This is a genomic window from Polycladidibacter stylochi (assembly GCF_001562055.1).
GTDB classification, from domain to species: Bacteria; Pseudomonadota; Alphaproteobacteria; order Rhizobiales; family Stappiaceae; genus Pseudovibrio; species Pseudovibrio stylochi.
Genome location: NZ_LLWE01000018.1, coordinates 62,132 through 80,322, shown reverse-complemented (window position 1 = coordinate 80,322; position 18,191 = coordinate 62,132). Strand labels below are relative to the sequence as shown.

The window sequence follows — 18,191 nt, the reverse complement described above, 5'->3', positions numbered from 1 at the left end:
AAATAGCCAATTAGTTCGAATTTACTAAAGGACAACCACTACAAAAATGGCAGATTAAACCACATCGAAGCAATGAAAAGGAAAGAGAAAAAACCAACTACGTCGGTGATCATAGTAACAAACACAGAGGACGCAATCGCGGGGTCAGCACCAAGACGATTCAAACCAAGCGGTACCAAAAGGCCAAACAAACCCGCACATATTGAGTTGATCAAAACGGCAGATCCAATAACCAGCCCGATATCAAGTGAATAAAACCAAAAGCCGGCAATACAGCCAATTAATAGGCCCAACCCGACACCATTAAGCATACCGACAAACAATTCGCGCCGTAAAACACGCAATATATTGCGGCGGTTCAACTCTTGCGTAGCAATGGCGCGCACAGTCACCGTCATAGTTTGCGTACCAGAGTTTCCGCCCATAGAAGCCACAACCGGCATTAAAACAGCCAAAGCGACCATTTTGGAAATGGTTTGCTCGAACAAAGAAATAACCGAGGCCGCAAATAAAGCGGTGAAAACGTTAATAACCAGCCAGCCAATACGCGAGCGCGCAATATCCAAAACATTGTCCGAAATTTCTTCATCACCCACGCCGGCCAGCGCCAGCATATCTTCCTCGGCCTCCTCTTGGATAACATCAACAATATCGTCAATCGTCACAATACCCACCAGCCGCTCGGCGTCATCCGTCACAGCAATCGAAACAAGGTTATAGCGCTCAAACAACCGCGCCACATCCTCCTGATCTTGGGTGGCCAGTACGCTAAAGCGTGTCTCCTCCATTATCTTAGAGAGTTTTTTAGAACGCTTGGTTGTTAAAACCCGGTCCAAAGACACCGCCCCTAACAAATGGAAGGCCGGGTCCACAATATAGATTTCATAGAATTTTTCCGGTAACCCCTCGGAAGAGCGCAAGTGGTCAATCACCTGGCCCACGGTCCAAAACGCAGGTACCGCAATAAAATCCGACTGAATAAGCCGCCCTGCCGTATCCTCAGGATATTCGAGCGACCTCTTAATCTGCACCCGGTCCACATTAGGTAGGTTGGCAAGGATTTTGTCCTGCTCTTCCTTCTCCAGGTCTTCCAGAATATAAACCGCATCATCCGATTCAAGCTCGCCAATCCCCTCGGCAATTTCTTGATCGGGCAGCGCTTCCAGCAGCTGCATCCGCACCAATTCGTCAATTTCGGTAAGTGCGGTAAAATCGAACTGGTCGCCAAGCAGCTGAATGAGAACAACCCGGTCCTCATCATGCAAGACTTCCAGCAAGTCCCCCATATCGGCTTCGTGTAAATTACCGGCAAGCGCAAGTATTTGCTGCTGATCTTTTACAGCAATCGCTGCTTCAACGGATTTGAGGTATTCGCGGTCCAAGTGGCCGCTATCATCACGAATGGAAGCTGGCTGGTGCACATCGGCCCCAATTGGGTTTACCTGTTCAACCAAGAGACCTCCATCTGGCTTTCCAGCTGGCATGCGGACATATAATAATTAAAGTACTAGAAGCAGTAGTGCCTCACATTGACGCAAGCTGCAAGCCCAACACGACCTTTAGCAACACCTTTACAAACCAATTTTAGTGATTTGATTGTACTTTCTTTATAAGTACACATTTCAAGTTTTTACATCAATCAGCCATGCACCATATGAACAAAGGACTCAATTTAAAAGCGATCAGGCAGATCTGCCGGTGCGCAGGTGTAACCGATGAAACACTTTTTCTTGTCTTGTGTTGGTACATATGCGCTTTTTAACATTTCATCGAATTGACAATAGCGGTGTTGGCTGACATAGCGATCAAACGCAGCGCCTCCAGTAGATAGAACAATAGCGCCCTTATTCTTCACCAGTCTTTGGGTTTTCTCGCAACTCATTTTGCGCGTTTCGGGACGTGCATTCGCGTTTAGCGCCATAATGGCTGTGAAGCCCAAAAATACGCAGAGTGCCTTTAGAAACTGTCTCATCAAACCCTCATAGTTATTGTTGTTCTTGTGGGTTTCATAGGCTTATTTATCAGCCGCTTGATAGTGAAATAGCAGATGAAAGTTTCTATTGGCTTTATAAACTGTCTTCGCCAAGTTGATGATTTGGCAGTAGGTAAACAGCTGTTATGCGCGTTCTCGGTTGATTTGCACGCTAAAACCTCCAGCATGCACAGGAACCGGTGCGCCTGGCTTGTTAATTGTAACGCTTATTCTGGCAATGCGGTGATCGGCAGCAAAGACAGCCTCGCAAATAGCGCCGCCCAAGCGCTCCAGCAGGTTAAACCGTTGTTGGGTGACAACAGCTTCAACAGTTTTAGCCAGTTTGCCATAACAAATTGTATCTTCGTAGGCATCGCTCAGCGATGGCTTGCTTAAATCTGCCCAACACGTCATATCCACAACAAAGCGCTGCCCCAACTTTGCTTCTTCTTCAAAAAGGCCATGGTGGGCATAAAATGACAGGCCATGAAGCTGTAGTTTATCCATATTATTCGTTCTCGATGCTTTTATGTGTTCATCTGCTACTTTTTCACTAGATAGACAGTGTGGGAAAGAAAAGCCAGTTTATCTCTAAGAATTCAGATTTATTCCAGATATATTATTTATAGTACTAATGTTTTCAGTAGGTTAGTGTTATATTTTCTCCAATGCCACCTATATGGCGTGTGGGGAGCGTGTTCGCCCTTTTGTGAGGTTGATCAAGTGGTTTTGCGAACCTACAACCTCATATATCTAAGCTTTTCAAATATGGGGCCGCATGTTTTCTAAAATACTAATCGCCAACCGTGGCGAGATCGCTTGCCGGGTCATTAAAACAGCCCAGAAAATGGGGATTGCGACTGTTGCTGTTTATTCAGATGCAGACCGCGATGCCATGCATGTTGAAATGGCAGATGAAGCCGTACACATTGGCCCGCCTGCTGCAGCCGAATCGTACCTTTTAGCGGATAAAATCATTGCGGCCTGTCAACAAACCGGTGCGCAGGCTGTGCATCCCGGCTACGGCTTTTTATCGGAGCGGGCCGAATTCTGTGCAGCTCTTGCCGCGCATGGAATTACCTTCATTGGGCCAAACCCGGATGCCATTGAGGCTATGGGCGATAAAATCACCTCCAAGAAGTTTGCCAATGATGCCGGGGTTTCTACTGTTCCAGGTTACATGGGGTTGATTGAAAGCCCCGAAGAAGCTGTCAAAATCTCAAAGGATATCGGTTATCCAGTGATGATTAAGGCCTCCGCCGGCGGTGGCGGTAAAGGCATGCGCATCGCCTGGAATGATAGCGAAGCGTCTGAAGGGTTTACCAGAGCGCGTTCTGAAGCTGCCAGCTCGTTTGGCGATGACCGGATCTTTATTGAAAAGTTTATTGAGAACCCGCGCCATATTGAAATTCAGGTGCTGGGCGATAAGCATGGCAACGTGATTTACTTGGGCGAACGTGAATGCTCAATTCAGCGCCGAAACCAGAAAGTGATTGAAGAGGCACCTTCGCCTTTGCTTGACGAAGACACCCGAAAGTTGATGGGTGAGCAAGCGGTCGCCTTGGCCAAAGCTGTGAATTACGACAGTGCGGGAACAGTTGAATTTGTTGCTGGCCAGGACAAGAGCTTCTACTTTTTGGAAATGAACACCCGCTTGCAGGTGGAGCACCCTGTGACCGAATTGATTACCGGTGTTGATTTGGTTGAGCAGATGATCCGCGTGGCTGCTGGTGAAGCGCTTGCCTTAAAGCAAGAAGATGTGAAGCTTAACGGCTGGTCCGTTGAAAGCCGGATTTATGCCGAAGACCCTTATCGCGGCTTTTTGCCTTCTATTGGCCGGCTGACACGTTATCAGCCTCCGGTTGAAGGTGTGCGCGGTGATGTGATTGTGCGTAATGATACCGGTGTGAGTGAAGGCTCCGAGATTTCGCTCTATTATGATCCGATGATTGCCAAACTTGTGACCCACGCGCCAAGTCGCACGGAAGCGATTGAAGCCATGGGTATGGCGCTAGATGAATTTGTCGTTGATGGCATTCAGCATAATGTGCCGTTTCTTACTTCCTTGATGAAACATCCGCGCTGGCGTTCCGGTGCATTGGCGACAAGCTTTATTGATGACGAATACCCGGATGGTTTTGCACCTGCCGAGCCGGACCAGAATGCTAAAACCTTGCTTTCTGCCGTTGCTCTTTCCATGCACTTGATTGAGCGCGAACGGTTAGATCATTTACCTGGCCGTTTGCGTCCGCATTCCGGTGCTACGCGTGAGCAATGGACTGTGAGCATTAATGGTGAGCATATTCCTGTAAAACTGCAGGAAGGCTTTCCCGCAACGCCAATAGATATCAACCTGGCGATTGATGATGGTGAGAGCATACACTTGCGCTCTGACTGGGCTCCGGGCGAAGTTTTATGGACCGGTAGTGTGGCTGGAGAGGAAGTTGCCATACAGGTGCGGCCCGTGCACAACGGCTATCGCCTTAACTGGCAGGGCTTTGATGTTATTGCCCGCGCGATGAGCCCGCGTATTGCCGAGCTTGACTTATTAATGCCAGAAAAAGTGGCACCTGACACATCCAACATGCTGCTCTGTCCAATGCCAGGACTTGTGGTTTCTATTGATGTGGATGAGGGGCAAGAAGTTAAAGCCGGGGAGCCGCTGGCGATTGTGGAAGCCATGAAAATGGAAAACATTCTTCGCGCCGAACGGGATTGTGTGGTAAGCACCATTAAAGCGTCTCCAGGCGAAAGCCTTGCGGTAGATGCGATTATAATGGAATTTGCCGAAGCATAATAAAGTGGAGTGGCCTGTACGCCGCTCCTGAAAGGAGCGGGCGTGCAGGCGCTGCTATTTGATCTTGATGGAACTTTAACTAACCCATACATTGGAATTACCCGTAGCATTCAGCATGCACTAGATAAGATGGGTGCCCTACAGCGTGATGCGGAAGACTTGCGCTTTTGTATCGGCCCGCCACTAGAAGAAAGTATGGCTGTTCTGCTGGAAACAGATGATAAGAAAACAATAGATAAAGCCGTAGGTTTTTACCGTGAGCGGTATAATGAAATCGGGCTTTTTGAAAATGAAATTTACAGTGGTATTGCCCAGTTACTGGCAGCCTTAAAGGCGCGTGATATTAAACTGTTTGTTTGCACTTCCAAACCCCATATCCCAGCACGGCGAATTGTAGAGCACTTCAAAATATCTCAATATTTTTATGCTGTTTATGGCAGCGAGTTTGACGGTACGCGCTCCTATAAGGGGGATTTGATAAAATATCTTCTGGAGCAAGAGAATCTTAAGGCCAATAACTGCTTGATGATTGGCGATCGTAAACATGATTTAATTGCGGCAGCAGCAAACAATATGCGCTCTATTGGCGTGAGCTGGGGATTTGGTTCCAAGCAGGAGCTGAAAGATTTTGAGCCACTCACCATTGTAGAGGACCGCGCCAGCCTGTTATTCGTACTTGATGAGTTGATGAGTGAAACCGCCAGTACCGGCGGGGGGTTGTTGGGCTAATTGGGAGTTCGTGCATGCCATTATATTTTGCTTATGGGCGGTTAATGAACCGCGATACGATGGCAGGGCGCTGTCCACGCTCCAAGCCGCTTGGGGTAGCGCAGCTAGATGGCTACCGATTGATTATTACCCGTGAAGGCGTTCCCTCTATCGTAAAAGCGCCTATGAAGTGCGTTCATGGTGTGTTGTGGGATGTGGCCATTGGCGAAGTGCCACTGATTGACAGCGCCGAGGCGCTGCTGCGCGGAGGAATGGATAAGGTGTTTATTCCTGTGCGCTACAAAGGGCAGCCGCGGTCCTCTCTGGTGTATGTGAGCCGTACTGCTGTAAGTGGTAAAGCACATGATAGAGCTGTAGCGGGCATGATGGACGCGGTTAAGGATTGGAACCAGCCAAAGCTCTATCAAGATGAAGTGGCCAAACTATTGGACTAAGCTGCATACATGAACACATGTCATGATGCCAGCCCGATGTGAAATACGAATATAAACCCCGCAAGTGTTGGCTTTGCGGGGTTTTTTAGTGCTGCTACTAAATGTGACTAGTCTTGGGACGGCGGCGTTTCACCATCGTTCGCCATTGTCTTTTTGGGGCGGAAGATAACGTTTTTGAGTTGGCCCAATACCCAAAAGAGTGGCAGTAACAAGAGGAAGCCGCCTTTTTTAAGCAAAATGAGGATGCCGCCCTTTTTAAAGAGCAACGCCAACAGTCCAGCGCCTGCAATTTTTCCATACTTGACCCCTAGCAGGCCAGCAAGAACACCCATGGCGCCAACGGCAGCGACTTTATCGCCATCTTTAAAGTCAGCATATTTTTCGCCTTCAACGGGGTGATAGTTTTGAATAACATTTTCTATGAGCGCAGATAACTGGGCTTCGTTCAAGTTGCTTTCATTGGGGGTGATGCGGAACACAACGTAACCTTGACGGTCGAAAAGCGAGAGTTTGATGTTGGTGACGAACTCCCCTTCCCACTTTAAGTTATAGGCATAAAACATACTGTTGTTATGTATGTTGAGTGTTGGATAGACTTTCCAACCCTCAAACGAAATGTTTGCGTTAAGAGCTTTGGCCTGAGCGGAGATACTTTCTTTGAGTTGCTCTTCGATCTCTTTAATTTGATCGTTATGGTCATCACTTTGCCACTCATCAAATTTTACCAGGCCTTCGCTATTGGGAGCTTCAGAGATCAGGATATTGATTGCGTCGGTATAGTTTACGATGAAAAGCTCAAGACCATCGCAGTTGTCCCAGCCCCATTCTTCGGTGACGATCTGGCAATATTTGGGGCGGGTGACCAGGTAGGATTCTTGTGATACCGGGTCAAGGCTGCCGCGTGAGGCCTTGGTAGGGCTTTCGAAAGGTATATATTCAAGTGGTGGTTCGCTTGCATGTGAAGCGAATGTAAAACACATTATTACTGCAGATAATACTAGGGTGTTTAATTTGAACATTTCATTAGTTCCGACTACAAAATAGAGTTTAAAGAGCTACTGGATAACCTATAAATCGACGGGTATAAATATTATTATCCACCTGTAGTTGAGAATAGGTATTTATAAGTTTTCAGTAATACTGAAAATTGCGTGCAATGCTGAGTTTTATCTGCTATAAGCCATGCACAAGCCGTTGGTTTGTATTCTCAGGGCAGGGTGAAAGTCCCTACCGGTGGTAATGCAACGTTCATTACGATTGTTAGTCCACGAGCGCTTTTTACTATGGGTAAAAGATAGTAATTGGGTCAGCTGAGCCGGTGGGATTCCGGAACCGACGGTTACAGTCCGGATGAAAGAGAATGCAGAAAAGCAGTGCCTTTCTGCTGCATGTCCTGGTTCATTATTATTGGTGCCTTGCACCTATGGATCAGAGAGACTTTTGATGACTATAATTATTATGCCGGGGTCTTGTTATGCTTAAGACCGCAGCGCTTTCCGCTCATCGTTCGCGTATTGGCGAGAAAATCCTCGGTGCATTTTGGATGGTATTTGCCGGTGCTTTATTTGCATTGGTGAATTCGGCAATGCAATATACCACCATGAACCTCGGGCTTGGCTCGCCCTCTGCCACTTTTTGGCAATATTTTATATCCTTGTTGGTTATGGTGCCCTTGATTTGGCGTATGGGTCTTGTTGCCTTAAAAACCAAACAACTGGGTTTGCATATATTGCGCGTTTTTTTGGCCGCTCTTGGGGTGCAGTTCTGGACCGCCTCGCTGGCCTATCCGGTGCCGATTTGGCAAGCAATTGCATTGCTGATGACCTCGCCATTTTTTGTGACCATTGGTGCGGCTGTAATTTTGCGCGAGCGGGCCACTTACCGGCGTTGGTTGGCGACGCTTGTCGGTTTTATTGGGGGGATGATTATTCTCTCTCCGTGGAGTGATGCCTTTCAGTTAGGGGCTTTGCTACCGGTTGTTGCAGCCATGCTGTGGGGTGCATCTATTCTTTGTATGAAGAAGCTCGAGCACAGCGAAAGCCCGCAATCGGTAACCTTGTATTTGCTGTTGTTTCTCGCACCTATTAACCTGTTTTTGGCAGGTGCAGCGGGCTTTGAATTGCCAAGCGGAGCTTTGGCCTGGGGGCTGATTGCATTTGCCGGTGTACTGGGAGCCTTGGCGCAAGGGGCGCTGGCGCTGGCCTATGAGAAAGTGGAGGCGGCTTATCTGCAGCCTTTTGACCATGTGAAGTTGCCTTTAAATGTGGTTTGTGGGCTGCTTGTGTTTGGTTGGGTGCCGCCGGGCAATTTATGGCTGGGTGCCTTGCTGATTATTGCCGCTTCGCTTTATATTCTTTGGTATGATGACTAGAGAGCGGGCATAGTCTGCGTTTTGCACGAATGATGGGGCTGGGTTATGCAAGCAGAGCGGATTTCTATTTCCGGCCGTGTGCAGGGTGTGGGGTACCGCTATTGGTTTATGACCCAGGCCGAGCGCCTCGGCCTGCGCGGGTGGGTAAAAAATTGCGCTGATGGCCGGGTTGAGGCAGCCATCACCAGCACCCCCGCCGCTGGCCGTTGCGGTCATTGGCGGCCACCCGCTCGGCCCCTTGGCGGTCGGCCTGCACCAGCGACACAAAGCCCTTGGCGCTTAAGTTATTGGCGCTGAACCCCGCGCAGTGGCTGGCAGGGCGTGTCTGACAGGCCGCGAGCGGCAAAATACTCAATGCACAAATGATAGTTGCTAAGGTCTTGCAGGTAAGTCGCATCTCGCTTGCGCTCCTGTTCTATGGTTAAAGCCTCATGTGCCATTTCCGCTTGCAATTTTGTGCGGGCATGCCTGTTGATTTGCCAATAAACCATCGTCAACACGGCACCAATAAGCAGCGCCAACAACAGCAAGCGCCCCGCCTTGCTAGCCAATAGCAATGTAAACCAGCCCATATCACGCCGCCCGCAACTGTTTGAGTATGCGGCTGGCCATCACCAGCGCCGCCACCACCAGCACAAATGCGAGCGCCCATTGCAACGACCCGCTACCGGTAAACATGCCTGATAACCCCGAGAGCGCGCCAACTGTGGTGGCCAGTGCCTCCGGTGTTTTCCATGCTTCAAAAGCGGAGGTTTCTTGTGCCAATGCTTTTGCCGTCAGTTGCGGAGCGCCCACATCCTCTTGCAAAGGCTGCTGCTGTTTAAGCTGCGCCATCTGCTGTAATTCGCTGGCGCTTTTGCGGGCCAGCAGCAGCGCGACCCGTTCCACTTCGCCCACACGATTGCGCCAACCGTATTTGTTGGCCTGCCAGTTTTTCAAACCGCGCATGAAAGTAAGCCGCGCCGCACAATAAGCACTTATCAGCGGTTCAAGCGCCCGCCCCTTGGCCGCTGCCAGTGTTTGCACCCCAATCACCCCGTCCACCGCAACGCCCAACAGTTTTTGCAGCTCTTTCGCTGCTCGCGCCGGGCCGGAGTTCACCGCAAAGTCAAAGACCGCGTACTCAAGACCCGCTGGCAATTGGTCGGCCCGCACGGCTTGCCAATACTGCGCCTTGTAAATGGCAATGGCGGTTTCTTGCTTGAGCCGTTGCACATCTTCCACACTGGCCCGCCGCCCCAACCAACCAGAAAGTGTGGCTCTGGTAATACCGTATTTGGTTGCCCCGCCGGGGTCGGCATGGCGCGGCCGGTTGGCAAAGCCGCCCTCGTGCTGCAACAGCTTGGGCAGGATCACGTCAAAACTTGCTTGCATGTTGTTAAGCCCTTTCTACAAATCGCTTGAATCTCAATGGACATCCACGATGTAGATGCTTTAAAATAGCAATAGATCACGTGGGGTCACGTATTTACTATTCATTAGTCTTCTCATTTATTGGATTACAAAATGCGAATATTTTTCGTTTGCACGATAGCTCTTACACCTTTTGCATTTGGACTATGGAAACACTCTGCAAAACCACCAGAAAATTGGTACATGCCCTATGAAACCATCGATTTAGCCGAAGTAAAATTGCAATTAACAGATGCTGGCCTATGCAAACACACCCATTGCTGGGTTCAGGAGAACCTCTTTCACACACATATTCTCTATGTATATGAAGGAACCCACCCAGTACACGAGAAGAAAATATCCCACGTTTCGATTCATACTTATCGAAAACCCGATATGCGTCGAACATCGTTTACGGTTGAGTTAGAACGGCTAGGGTATACAAATATATCGTATGGCCTATAAGCAAAGACTAAGACGTAATTCCTTTTAGTGCCTAGCTTTGCGGCTCTTTTTGTTGCAGTGCCTAGCTTTGTGGCGTTTCTAGCTTTGCGGTACGGTTGGCAAAAAGTAATGCAGCGCAAGGCGTACCTTGCCGCTGGTAAACGCCCCGCCCTTGGCCGTGAGTACCACCGGCGTATCACTATAAAACGCTGTGGGGCCAATGACCCCCGCATTGCTGCCGCCCAGCCATTTGGAAAGCGAGCCGCCAAACTTCGACGGTTCACCGGCTATGCCGCAATCAAAGGCGCTTGCCCCTTCAATTTGCTGCGTGGTGCGCACGCTCACACAAAACACAATTGCCCGCGCCGGTATGACCACGCTGCTGGCCACCGAACTGTCACTAAGCACCAGCTCTTCTTCCACTGTCACCATGGAAGAGGCCGCCCCGTGCGCCGTGCCGCTCACCACCGTACTGTTCTGCTTGGAAAAATCCGGCAGTGCGCCGCTACCCGAACCACTATCACCGCCAGAGCTTAACGACTGCCAAGCACCTTCATAAAACACCAGCGCTTTTTGCAAGTCTTGCGCCCATGCAATCCAGCCGGTGTTGGGGGCATAAAACACAAAGCCGCCATCACGGTAATGGGCGATTTCTCCGCTATGACCGGCAAAAGCACCCAGTGCCCCATCAGGCACCAGATAACACGTACCCTCACCCACCTGTGCCGGTGGCTGGGCTAACGTGGTAGAAGCAACGCTCAAATGCAGCAGGGCATCAAGCTGCAACAGCGCCTCGTTATGGGTAATATGCTTTTGTGCCTGCGCCGCCGCAATCAGCGGCATGGCAAGGTTTTGCGTTAAAGCCATCCCATCCCTTCCAAATAAAATCATCAAGCACCGCAAGCAAAGACATTGCAAACAGCACCACTGGAAAACATAAGCTATTATAGCATGAGGATGGAGGAGAGCGGATAACCAGCCCGAATACCTATAAAAACAATAGTTTGGATGTGGTAAAGCAACTTAATATCACGCCCCCCAAGCGGCGTACATCAAAGCCACCGCACAGCAAGACTCATAAGAAGAACTGGTGATTTCGCTAAATCTGTTTGCAAGACTGGTGAATGATCTGGGCGAGGAATACTTGCCCTTTTACCTGCGCATCGAGCGCCAACTCGCCGCCATGGACGCCAAAAACGACGCCCTCTCCCGCTAGAAAAAGAAGGACGTGGGGTGAAGGAGGAAGCAAACGCAAACAAACTTTTAATTCATTTAAGACATTGGAATTTATCCTCCGGAAGCTGCTTTACATGCTGCGGCGTTACAACTTATATCCAACGATTTAAAAATCGTCATCGCTCCACAAGTCATCCAATGCCTCCGGTGGAGGCAGAGATTCATAGAAGGCTTGACGATGAAGGTGAATATTGATCCTAGCGGCATACATTTTGGGCATTGTGTCAATTGCAAAGGCCTGCCCAGCAGCTGTACCCTCAATAAGCTGCTCTCCCCAAATACCAAGATCACCAGACCATACGTCACTATTCACAATCCGTTGTGCAGCGTCGCGGAATGACACTTCCTCGTCCTTATCGCGGGCAATAATCCATGAAGTGTCCGCAGGATAGTCGATGCGTTTTTTGGGCTGGCTAGCGTGACCATAACTCCTAGGCTTGGTAGTACCCCAATCGCCATAAATGATCTTCGGGTGGTTTGTATTTCTTTGTACTTGGGCAATAAGGTCACGGTTTGCAAAACGGATTGCATCGGTTCCATCAAACTCCGTGAAGCTCGTTGGAAATGACGTGCAGGAGATAGCAATCGGTATCGTTGCCGGCACTTCTCTTAAAAATCCCGTGATGTATCCGCTAGCACGCGCCGCCACATTAAGTGGCTGCTGCACCCAACCAAATTCAAATACCACGGCATAATCATTCACCCCTTCTCCTGCCAGCTCACGCACAAGCTCTGGCATCCACTGTGGAATACCAGAGCCCCTTCCCTCAGCAAGGTTCATCCGCAAACAAAAGGTACGATTATGCTCCCGAGCCCAAGTAATTTGCTCACGCGCACTTTCTATGGGGAGCTCTGCCGTCAGAAGGCAAGGGTTAGCATTAGGATATGCCGATAACAGCTCCCACCAAGCGTCGATGTCCGCTGGCCTCTTGGCCAATTGAGCCCAAAGTTTTTTCGCATCATTGGGCTTATCATTCATTTGGTAGTATGTATCTACATCGATAAAGTAGGGACGTGACGGATAAGACTCTTCAAACTTATCCAACGCTCTGGAAAGAGGCGAAGTAGCAAGCCAAGGAGCAAGTAAAACAAGAGGGGTTAACCGGTCTTTTGTCGTTCCCGGCAATTCTTTCAAACCGCTTAATTCAGCGGGGCGAATACCCAATGTTACTAAATACTCCTGAACGTCCATTACTTTCCTCACCCTTTAAGTCATCTGTAACTTGATTTCCATTGCTGCGATAGATACCCCGAACTTACGCGCGAGATCTTCAATAACCTCGCTCGTTATTGGACCAGAATATTCCGATGCGGCCTTCTCCAGCTGGCCAGAAGGAATAACCAAATCAGAAGCAAGCCGATTTGCCTCATATTCGATTTCCGCGGGTTGTCCCGAGCGCAAAAGCACGTTCTCTGACCATCCGCCCACTTCCTCAATCCGCTTTTTATGCAACAGGAAGTGCGCCAATTCATGAGCGAGTGTAAATCGCTGTCGAGTCTTTGCCTCATGGCGATTGATGCGGATTACAAATTCCCCGTTTTCCTGTCCAATTTGCCCTGAAGTACCCCTAGGAAGCGTAGATAACAGAACCTTGACACCTAACCGGTTCGCAAGCGCTCCCAACTTGACTGGATACTCTGCGAGGTATTCATCAATATTCTGTCTAACCTCGGAAGTGAGATTCTCATACTCTCTTGAAGGAGACTTAACTACCCAGTCATTCACGGCTGATTTGTTTTGCATATTTTTATCCATGGCTGCTCCTTCCTGCTTTTCAGGTTTGGATGCTTTCTTCTTAAGCATCAGAATCTAGCTCTGGTCCACCGTTCTGTACCCGCATAACCACACGTTCGAGCACCACATCAAGATCACCCCGCTGAGCCATGCCAGTTAGAATCTTATGCCCAAGCTCGTTATTTAAGAGCGCTTCTGGTAGCATTTCCGGAAGTGCGGATTGCACTTTTTCGTGCACGCTTGGTTCCAACTCAGCAGCCATCGTCTCATTGATTTTGTTCGCCGCAGCATCCTTTGCATTACTCGCGGCCTCCTCTTTAATCTCTCGCAGCGTTTTCAATGCAACGATACCAATAACTAATGCCCCAAGCGTTACAACTAGACCAACAGCACCGAGGAATACAGTCACGATAGTAAGCAATAGGTCAACGTAATCTGCTCTAGTCGGATCAATGTGAGTTGGCTGCCCGTTTCCCGACACTCCCCATCCAAACAAAACAATGAAGAAACCAACAGCAAAAAAACTGCCAGTAACTGCGCCAAGAATCGCCGCACCCACTTTTCCCAAAACGCACCCCAACAAACAGAACATAACGAGCACAAACTATTATTAATTATACCTGATCCAATTGTTAAGGTCGATAGAAAACAGCAGTTTTCCAACCTCCGCACCGGTATTCTGTCTAGCTAAAGTGTTTAGGTAAAAACCCAAGCCCGACAACAACCCCATTTTCAAGAATATGATTAATAGAAACAATTTTAACAACTAAAACTGGCACCACTTCCTCACCTTCAACCCACAATCCCTCCTCATAATCCAACGAGGTAGTCCAGCAATTGCGCGGCCCGATACGCCATTGCCCCACCCGCGCCATAATCCGGCCGGTTCACCACATGGCCCAGCAGCAGGCAGCGCAGCACAAAATCAACGCCTGCCCGTAGTAAACAAGCAGCCAAAGCCGTAAAGTACATGAAAAATATATAAGGAAAGAAACCAGTCCTGAAATGCAAAAAAGCCCTGGCTCATTAGAACCAAGGGCTTTTTGGTGCGGCCGAGAAGACTCGAACTTCCACGGGTGTTACCCCACAGCGACCTCAACGCTGCGCGTCTACCAATTCCGCCACGGCCGCAAACTGTAGCACCGAATAGTGAACCGCGTCTTCGTTAGAAGGTCGCCGCGCCCTGATCGGCTGGTGAGCGGTGATATAGCCGCCCCAGTAAAAACGTGCAAGAGCGGATTTAAAATTATTCACACAAAGCACGACAAAAATGTAATTCATGTGTTTTTTGTATAACTTATCCACTAGGGGCCACCCGCATAACACAGCAAGCGCACAAGAAAACACATCGCAAAAGCTGTAAAACCCAGTCACGCGCCCAAAGCCAGCCAGAATAATCAGCAAATTGCCAACATGCTAAGCTTCAGCGGGCGTTGTCACACTCTTCTTATTAATAACTTCGGTTATACGCACCCCCACCTTATCGCCCAGCACCATAACCTGCCCTTTGGCAACAAGTTTTTTGTTGGCCAGAATTTCAACATCATCATTTTCTTCCGCGTTCAGCTCAATCACACCGCCGCGCCCCATGCGCAACAGCTGGTGAATTGGCATTTCCGAACGCCCCAAAACAACAGAGATATCCACCGTGATATCATCAAAGGTGGCCATTTGCCGGCTCCCGCAGTAAACACTAGTTCCAAAATATTGAGCCAACCACATTTAGTGCAGCCCGCACGCATTTGGTTGACCCTACTGTATTTAGCGAAGCCGGTCCATATAGTCACCAAGGCCAAACCAAGGAATACTAAAGGATATCCAATGGCAGAACGTCAAACCCTGTCTCATGCCTTCACCCCGCAAGTGCCAACAGTACCTGTCGAATGGGTTATTGACGATAGTTTAATACCCTTTGAAGTTGCCAGCGCCGAAATGGAAAGCCGCGTTGAAGCCATTGCCGCCGGAAAAGCGCCAGAGCGTGTCTGGCTCCTTCAGCATCCTCCACTATATACAGCGGGCACCAGTGCCGACCCAAGTGACTTGATCCAAAAAGACCGCTTTCCCGTTTATCAAACCGGGCGCGGCGGGCAATACACCTACCATGGTCCCGGTCAACGGGTCGCTTACGTTATGCTGGATTTAAAACGCCGCCAGCAAGATGTCCGCGCCTTTGTCTCCGCGCTAGAGGCATGGCTCATTGCAACCTTAGAAGCGCATAACATAAAGGGCGAGCGCCGCGAGGACCGTGTCGGGGTGTGGGTAAGAAGACCCGAAAAGGGGCAAGGAGTGGAAGATAAAATCGCAGCTCTTGGCATTCGCCTGCGCAAATGGGTCACATTCCACGGCATTAGCTTGAATATCGAGCCCGATTTGGAGCACTTTAACGGCATTGTCCCTTGCGGCATCAGCCAGCATGGTGTCACCAGCTTTGTCGATCTGGGCCACCTGCTCACCATGCCCGAGGTGGATATGGTGCTGCAAGAAGAGTTTGAAAAAATCTTTGGTCCTGTTGTTCAAATCGGCCCATCTGGTTTGGCAGCGCCGATGGACACAAATTCCTAATTCAGCCCAATGCCCAAAGGCTTTCAGCCAACAATCTGAAAGCCGTCCTTTGCCTGGCTGCAAGCTTCTGGCAGGTTAATCACGCCAAGTTTTTCAATAGCGCTAACACGTGCAAAACGCGGCCCCACATAGGCGGCTTCTATCATTTTCTGGCAAGCATCTTTCGGTCCGGCAATCGCCGCTTCAACCCGGCCATCAGCGCAATTTTTTACCCACCCGCGTAGGCCGAGGCGCACGGCCTGGGTCATAAACCAATAGCGGTAGCCCACACCCTGCACACGGCCAGAAATAGAAATCCGCTCTGCTTGCATAACCCAGCCCCATCATTCGTGGAAAGCGCAGGCTATGCCCGCTCTCTAGTCATCATACCAAAGAATATAAAGCGAAGCGGCAATAATCAGCAAGGCACCCAGCCACAAATTGCCCGGCGGCACCCAACCAAACACAAGCAGCCCACACGCCAAAGCACCAATAACAATGAACTAGGAATTGCAGCAGAAAGGAACGACTTCCCTGCATTCTCTTTCATCCAGACTGTAATCGTCAGCTCCGGAATCCCATCGGATCTGCTGACCCAAATACTATCTTTTAAACATAGTAAAAAGCGCTCAAGGAATAAAATAAAAGCCCTGACAGTCCTGTCAGGGCCAAAGCTGTGAGTATCCCTCCTCACGCCGCACATCCTATGTAATCCAACCATTCGGTTTTGGCAATCACCCTAACAATTATTTCTCAAGGGCACAGGAGCTTGGCGTGCAATACTTATACCGCTTTAAAGCGGTATATTATCGTGTTTACGCCATGGCAATTCGGAGGCCTTGTTGCGCAACATAGCCAAAGCACGCGAAATGCGTTTACGCGTCGAATGTGGCATAATCACCTCGTCAATATAGCCACGCTCTGCGGCCACAAACGGGTTGGCAAACCGGTCTTCATATTCCTTGGTGCGATCGGCAATTTTAGCGGGATCATCAAGTTCGGAGCGATATAGAATCTCAACCGCCCCTTTAGCCCCCATCACGGCAATTTCGGCCGATGGCCATGCATAGTTAATATCGCCGCGAATATGCTTGGAGCTCATCACATCATAAGCACCACCATAGGCCTTACGAGTAATCACAGTAAGTTTCGGCACTGTTGCCTCGCCATAGGCAAAGAGCAGTTTCGCACCGTGTTTAATCAAGCCGCCATACTCTTGCGCAGTACCGGGCAAGAACCCGGGTACATCGACAAATGTCACTAGCGGAATGTTGAAGCAGTCACAAAAACGCACAAACCGTGCCGCTTTACGGCTGGCATCTGAATCAAGTACACCGGCCAGCACCATGGGCTGGTTGGCAACAATACCCACAGTACGTCCTTCAACCCGGCCAAAACCGGTGATAATATTGCCCGCAAACTTCTCTTGGATTTCAAAGAAGTCCCCTTCGTCCACGGTTTTGAGGATCACCTCACGCATATCATAGGGTTTGTTGGGGTTATCCGGTATGAGGCTATCTAGGCTCAAATCTTCACGCGCCGGATCGTCATAAACCGCAAGCTCGGGCAGCTCGGCCTTGTTGTTCATCGGTAAATAATCCACCAGCCGACGAATTTGCAGCAGCGCCTCCACATCATTGTCATAGGCACCATCGGCAATAGACGACTTGGTGGTATGAATAGATGCGCCGCCCAGCTCTTCCGAGGTTACGGTTTCATTCGTAACAGTTTTCACAACATCGGGACCGGTAACAAACATATACGAGGTGTCACGCACCATGAATATAAAGTCTGTCATGGCAGGTGAATAAACATCACCGCCCGCGCATGGCCCCATAATCACAGAGATCTGCGGAATTACGCCAGAAGCCTGAATATTGCGCCAGAAAACCTCGCCATAGCCGCCAAGAGCAGCAACACCTTCTTGAATCCGCGCCCCGCCAGCATCGAAAATACCAATGATTGGCGCGCGGTTTTGCAACGCCATATCCTGTATTTTCATGATTTTTTGCGCGTGGCTTTCAGAAAGAGAGCCACCAAAAACAGTAAAGTCCTTGGAAAACACATAGACTGTGCGGCCATTAACGGTACCCCAGCCAGCTACCACACCGTCTCCGGGTATATGGCTCTCATCCATACCGAAATCGGTACAGCGATGGGTTTTGAACATATCGTATTCTTCAAACGAGCCTTCATCGAGTAATATTTCGATACGCTCGCGTGCTGTCAGCTTACCGCGTTTATGCTGTGCATCAATGCGGCGTTCACCGCCACCCAGCTTGGCATTATCACGGCGCTTTTCAAGTTCAGCAAGGACTTCCTTCATGGATGATCTCAGCTCCCAGTTCGTTGATATACCTCCTAACACGCACCAGAGTAAAAAAACCAGTAATCCATTCGGGTTAAGCCGTACCGCCAAGAAAACTCCATTCTCACAGCTTTACCGTTCAAAAACCGCCAAAAACGTGGAGAAATTCAACAAAGAACCTCAGCTAGCCCGGTCCCAGCTAAGATATAAGCTTAAGTCTAACATCTGCCAA

The 18,191-nt window shown here is 49.4% G+C and carries 23 protein-coding genes, 1 tRNA gene and 1 riboswitch; of the genes, 7 read left to right on the top strand and 17 right to left on the bottom strand.

Translation table 11 applies throughout. The annotated features are described in order from the left end of the window. Window positions 1-38 precede the first annotated feature (38 nt). The 3 genes from mgtE to folB all read right to left on the bottom strand — a co-directional run bounded on the left by mgtE (window position 39) and on the right by folB (window position 2,479). The gene (gene mgtE / locus AYK67_RS03655) at window positions 39-1,484 is read right to left on the bottom strand and encodes a magnesium transporter (protein WP_156453043.1); all 1,446 of its coding nucleotides are present in this window, start codon (window positions 1,482-1,484) and stop codon (window positions 39-41) included. Window positions 1,485-1,672: 188 nt separating this feature from the next. Beyond that, window positions 1,673-1,972: a hypothetical protein gene (locus tag AYK67_RS03650; RefSeq protein WP_068082463.1), complete on the bottom strand. Its 300-nt coding sequence runs from the start codon at window positions 1,970-1,972 to the stop codon at window positions 1,673-1,675. A 144-nt stretch (window positions 1,973-2,116) separates the two neighbouring features. Continuing rightward, window positions 2,117-2,479 carry a dihydroneopterin aldolase gene (folB, locus tag AYK67_RS03645; RefSeq protein ID WP_068082460.1) on the bottom strand — a complete coding sequence of 121 codons (363 nt, stop codon included), beginning with the start codon at window positions 2,477-2,479 and terminating at the stop codon, window positions 2,117-2,119. A 271-nt stretch (window positions 2,480-2,750) separates the two neighbouring features. Between folB and AYK67_RS03640 the strand changes: the two genes are divergently transcribed. The 3 genes from AYK67_RS03640 to AYK67_RS03630 are packed head-to-tail and all read left to right on the top strand — an operon-like array spanning window position 2,751 to window position 5,932. Continuing rightward, window positions 2,751-4,769: an acetyl-CoA carboxylase biotin carboxylase subunit gene (locus tag AYK67_RS03640; protein WP_068082456.1), complete on the top strand. Its 2,019-nt coding sequence runs from the start codon at window positions 2,751-2,753 to the stop codon at window positions 4,767-4,769. A 42-nt stretch (window positions 4,770-4,811) separates the two neighbouring features. Next, window positions 4,812-5,498 (top strand): HAD hydrolase-like protein, encoded by a 687-nt coding sequence (locus AYK67_RS03635; RefSeq protein WP_068082453.1) that lies wholly within the window; start codon window positions 4,812-4,814, stop codon window positions 5,496-5,498. A 14-nt stretch (window positions 5,499-5,512) separates the two neighbouring features. Further along, complete coding sequence (locus AYK67_RS03630) at window positions 5,513-5,932, top strand: gamma-glutamylcyclotransferase family protein (RefSeq protein ID WP_068082451.1); 420 nt, start codon at window positions 5,513-5,515, stop codon at window positions 5,930-5,932. Window positions 5,933-6,039: 107 nt separating this feature from the next. Here the strand turns inward: AYK67_RS03630 and AYK67_RS03625 are convergent, their stop codons facing one another. Then, window positions 6,040-6,912: a DUF2167 domain-containing protein gene (locus tag AYK67_RS03625; protein ID WP_068082448.1), complete on the bottom strand. Its 873-nt coding sequence runs from the start codon at window positions 6,910-6,912 to the stop codon at window positions 6,040-6,042. 219 nt (window positions 6,913-7,131) lie between these two features. Further along, a riboswitch (FMN riboswitch) is annotated at window positions 7,132-7,298 on the top strand. A gap of 108 nt (window positions 7,299-7,406) precedes the next feature. Between AYK67_RS03625 and AYK67_RS03620 the strand changes: the two genes are divergently transcribed. Next, a complete protein-coding gene (locus AYK67_RS03620; protein WP_068082446.1) occupies window positions 7,407-8,303 on the top strand; it encodes a DMT family transporter in 897 nt (298 codons plus the stop codon). Window positions 8,304-8,348: 45 nt separating this feature from the next. Then, window positions 8,349-8,600: an acylphosphatase gene (locus AYK67_RS03615; RefSeq protein ID WP_068082443.1), complete on the top strand. Its 252-nt coding sequence runs from the start codon at window positions 8,349-8,351 to the stop codon at window positions 8,598-8,600. Here the strand turns inward: AYK67_RS03615 and AYK67_RS03610 are convergent. From AYK67_RS03610 to AYK67_RS03600, 3 genes are all read right to left on the bottom strand, one after another. Then, window positions 8,588-8,875, bottom strand: coding sequence for a hypothetical protein (locus AYK67_RS03610; protein WP_068082441.1), 288 nt, complete (start codon window positions 8,873-8,875; stop codon window positions 8,588-8,590). The genes AYK67_RS03615 and AYK67_RS03610 overlap by 13 nt on opposite strands. Before the next feature lies 1 nt (window position 8,876). Further along, window positions 8,877-9,677 (bottom strand): glycoside hydrolase family 108 protein, encoded by an 801-nt coding sequence (locus AYK67_RS03605; RefSeq protein ID WP_068082439.1) that lies wholly within the window; start codon window positions 9,675-9,677, stop codon window positions 8,877-8,879. Between the two features lie 561 nt (window positions 9,678-10,238). Further along, window positions 10,239-11,006: a DUF2793 domain-containing protein gene (locus AYK67_RS03600; protein WP_068082432.1), complete on the bottom strand. Its 768-nt coding sequence runs from the start codon at window positions 11,004-11,006 to the stop codon at window positions 10,239-10,241. A 223-nt stretch (window positions 11,007-11,229) separates the two neighbouring features. Between AYK67_RS03600 and AYK67_RS17660 the strand changes: the two genes are divergently transcribed. After that, window positions 11,230-11,355 (top strand): hypothetical protein, encoded by a 126-nt coding sequence (locus AYK67_RS17660; protein ID WP_274533521.1) that lies wholly within the window; start codon window positions 11,230-11,232, stop codon window positions 11,353-11,355. Window positions 11,356-11,481: 126 nt separating this feature from the next. Here the strand turns inward: AYK67_RS17660 and AYK67_RS03595 are convergent, their stop codons facing one another. From AYK67_RS03595 to AYK67_RS03575, 8 genes are all read right to left on the bottom strand, one after another. After that, on the bottom strand, window positions 11,482-12,567 hold the full coding sequence (locus AYK67_RS03595; RefSeq protein WP_068082429.1) for a beta family protein: 1,086 nt from the start codon (window positions 12,565-12,567) through the stop codon (window positions 11,482-11,484). Between the two features lie 15 nt (window positions 12,568-12,582). Next, on the bottom strand, window positions 12,583-13,119 hold the full coding sequence (locus tag AYK67_RS03590) for an ImmA/IrrE family metallo-endopeptidase (RefSeq protein ID WP_206597490.1): 537 nt from the start codon (window positions 13,117-13,119) through the stop codon (window positions 12,583-12,585). Window positions 13,120-13,171: 52 nt separating this feature from the next. Further along, a complete protein-coding gene (locus AYK67_RS03585) occupies window positions 13,172-13,678 on the bottom strand; it encodes a hypothetical protein (protein WP_068082426.1) in 507 nt (168 codons plus the stop codon). A 115-nt stretch (window positions 13,679-13,793) separates the two neighbouring features. After that, on the bottom strand, window positions 13,794-13,931 hold the full coding sequence (locus AYK67_RS17075) for a hypothetical protein (RefSeq protein ID WP_156453042.1): 138 nt from the start codon (window positions 13,929-13,931) through the stop codon (window positions 13,794-13,796). Beyond that, window positions 13,921-14,082, bottom strand: a complete 162-nt coding sequence (locus AYK67_RS17070) for a hypothetical protein (protein WP_156453041.1) — start codon at window positions 14,080-14,082, stop codon at window positions 13,921-13,923. The genes AYK67_RS17075 and AYK67_RS17070 overlap by 11 nt, the downstream gene beginning before the upstream one ends. 72 nt (window positions 14,083-14,154) lie before the next feature. Further along, window positions 14,155-14,241 (bottom strand) — tRNA-Leu (locus tag AYK67_RS03580). Beyond that, entirely contained in the window at window positions 14,206-14,415 is a 210-nt protein-coding gene (locus AYK67_RS16860; RefSeq protein ID WP_156453040.1) for a hypothetical protein, read from the bottom strand. The genes AYK67_RS03580 and AYK67_RS16860 overlap by 36 nt, the downstream gene beginning before the upstream one ends. A gap of 111 nt (window positions 14,416-14,526) precedes the next feature. Next, window positions 14,527-14,781, bottom strand: coding sequence for a FliM/FliN family flagellar motor switch protein (locus AYK67_RS03575; protein ID WP_068082423.1), 255 nt, complete (start codon window positions 14,779-14,781; stop codon window positions 14,527-14,529). Window positions 14,782-14,931: 150 nt separating this feature from the next. On the opposite strand from AYK67_RS03575, the gene lipB reads away from it, so the two are divergent. Then, the gene (lipB, locus tag AYK67_RS03570; protein ID WP_068082420.1) at window positions 14,932-15,672 is read left to right on the top strand and encodes a lipoyl(octanoyl) transferase LipB; all 741 of its coding nucleotides are present in this window, start codon (window positions 14,932-14,934) and stop codon (window positions 15,670-15,672) included. 23 nt (window positions 15,673-15,695) lie between these two features. Here lipB and AYK67_RS03565 read toward each other — a convergent pair whose 3' ends face one another. Together AYK67_RS03565 and AYK67_RS03555 are read right to left on the bottom strand one after the other, a co-directional pair. After that, entirely contained in the window at window positions 15,696-15,983 is a 288-nt protein-coding gene (locus tag AYK67_RS03565) for an acylphosphatase (RefSeq protein ID WP_082735620.1), read from the bottom strand. Window positions 15,984-16,444: 461 nt separating this feature from the next. Further along, complete coding sequence (locus tag AYK67_RS03555) at window positions 16,445-17,977, bottom strand: acyl-CoA carboxylase subunit beta (protein ID WP_068082413.1); 1,533 nt, start codon at window positions 17,975-17,977, stop codon at window positions 16,445-16,447. Window positions 17,978-18,191: the final 214 nt, after the last annotated feature.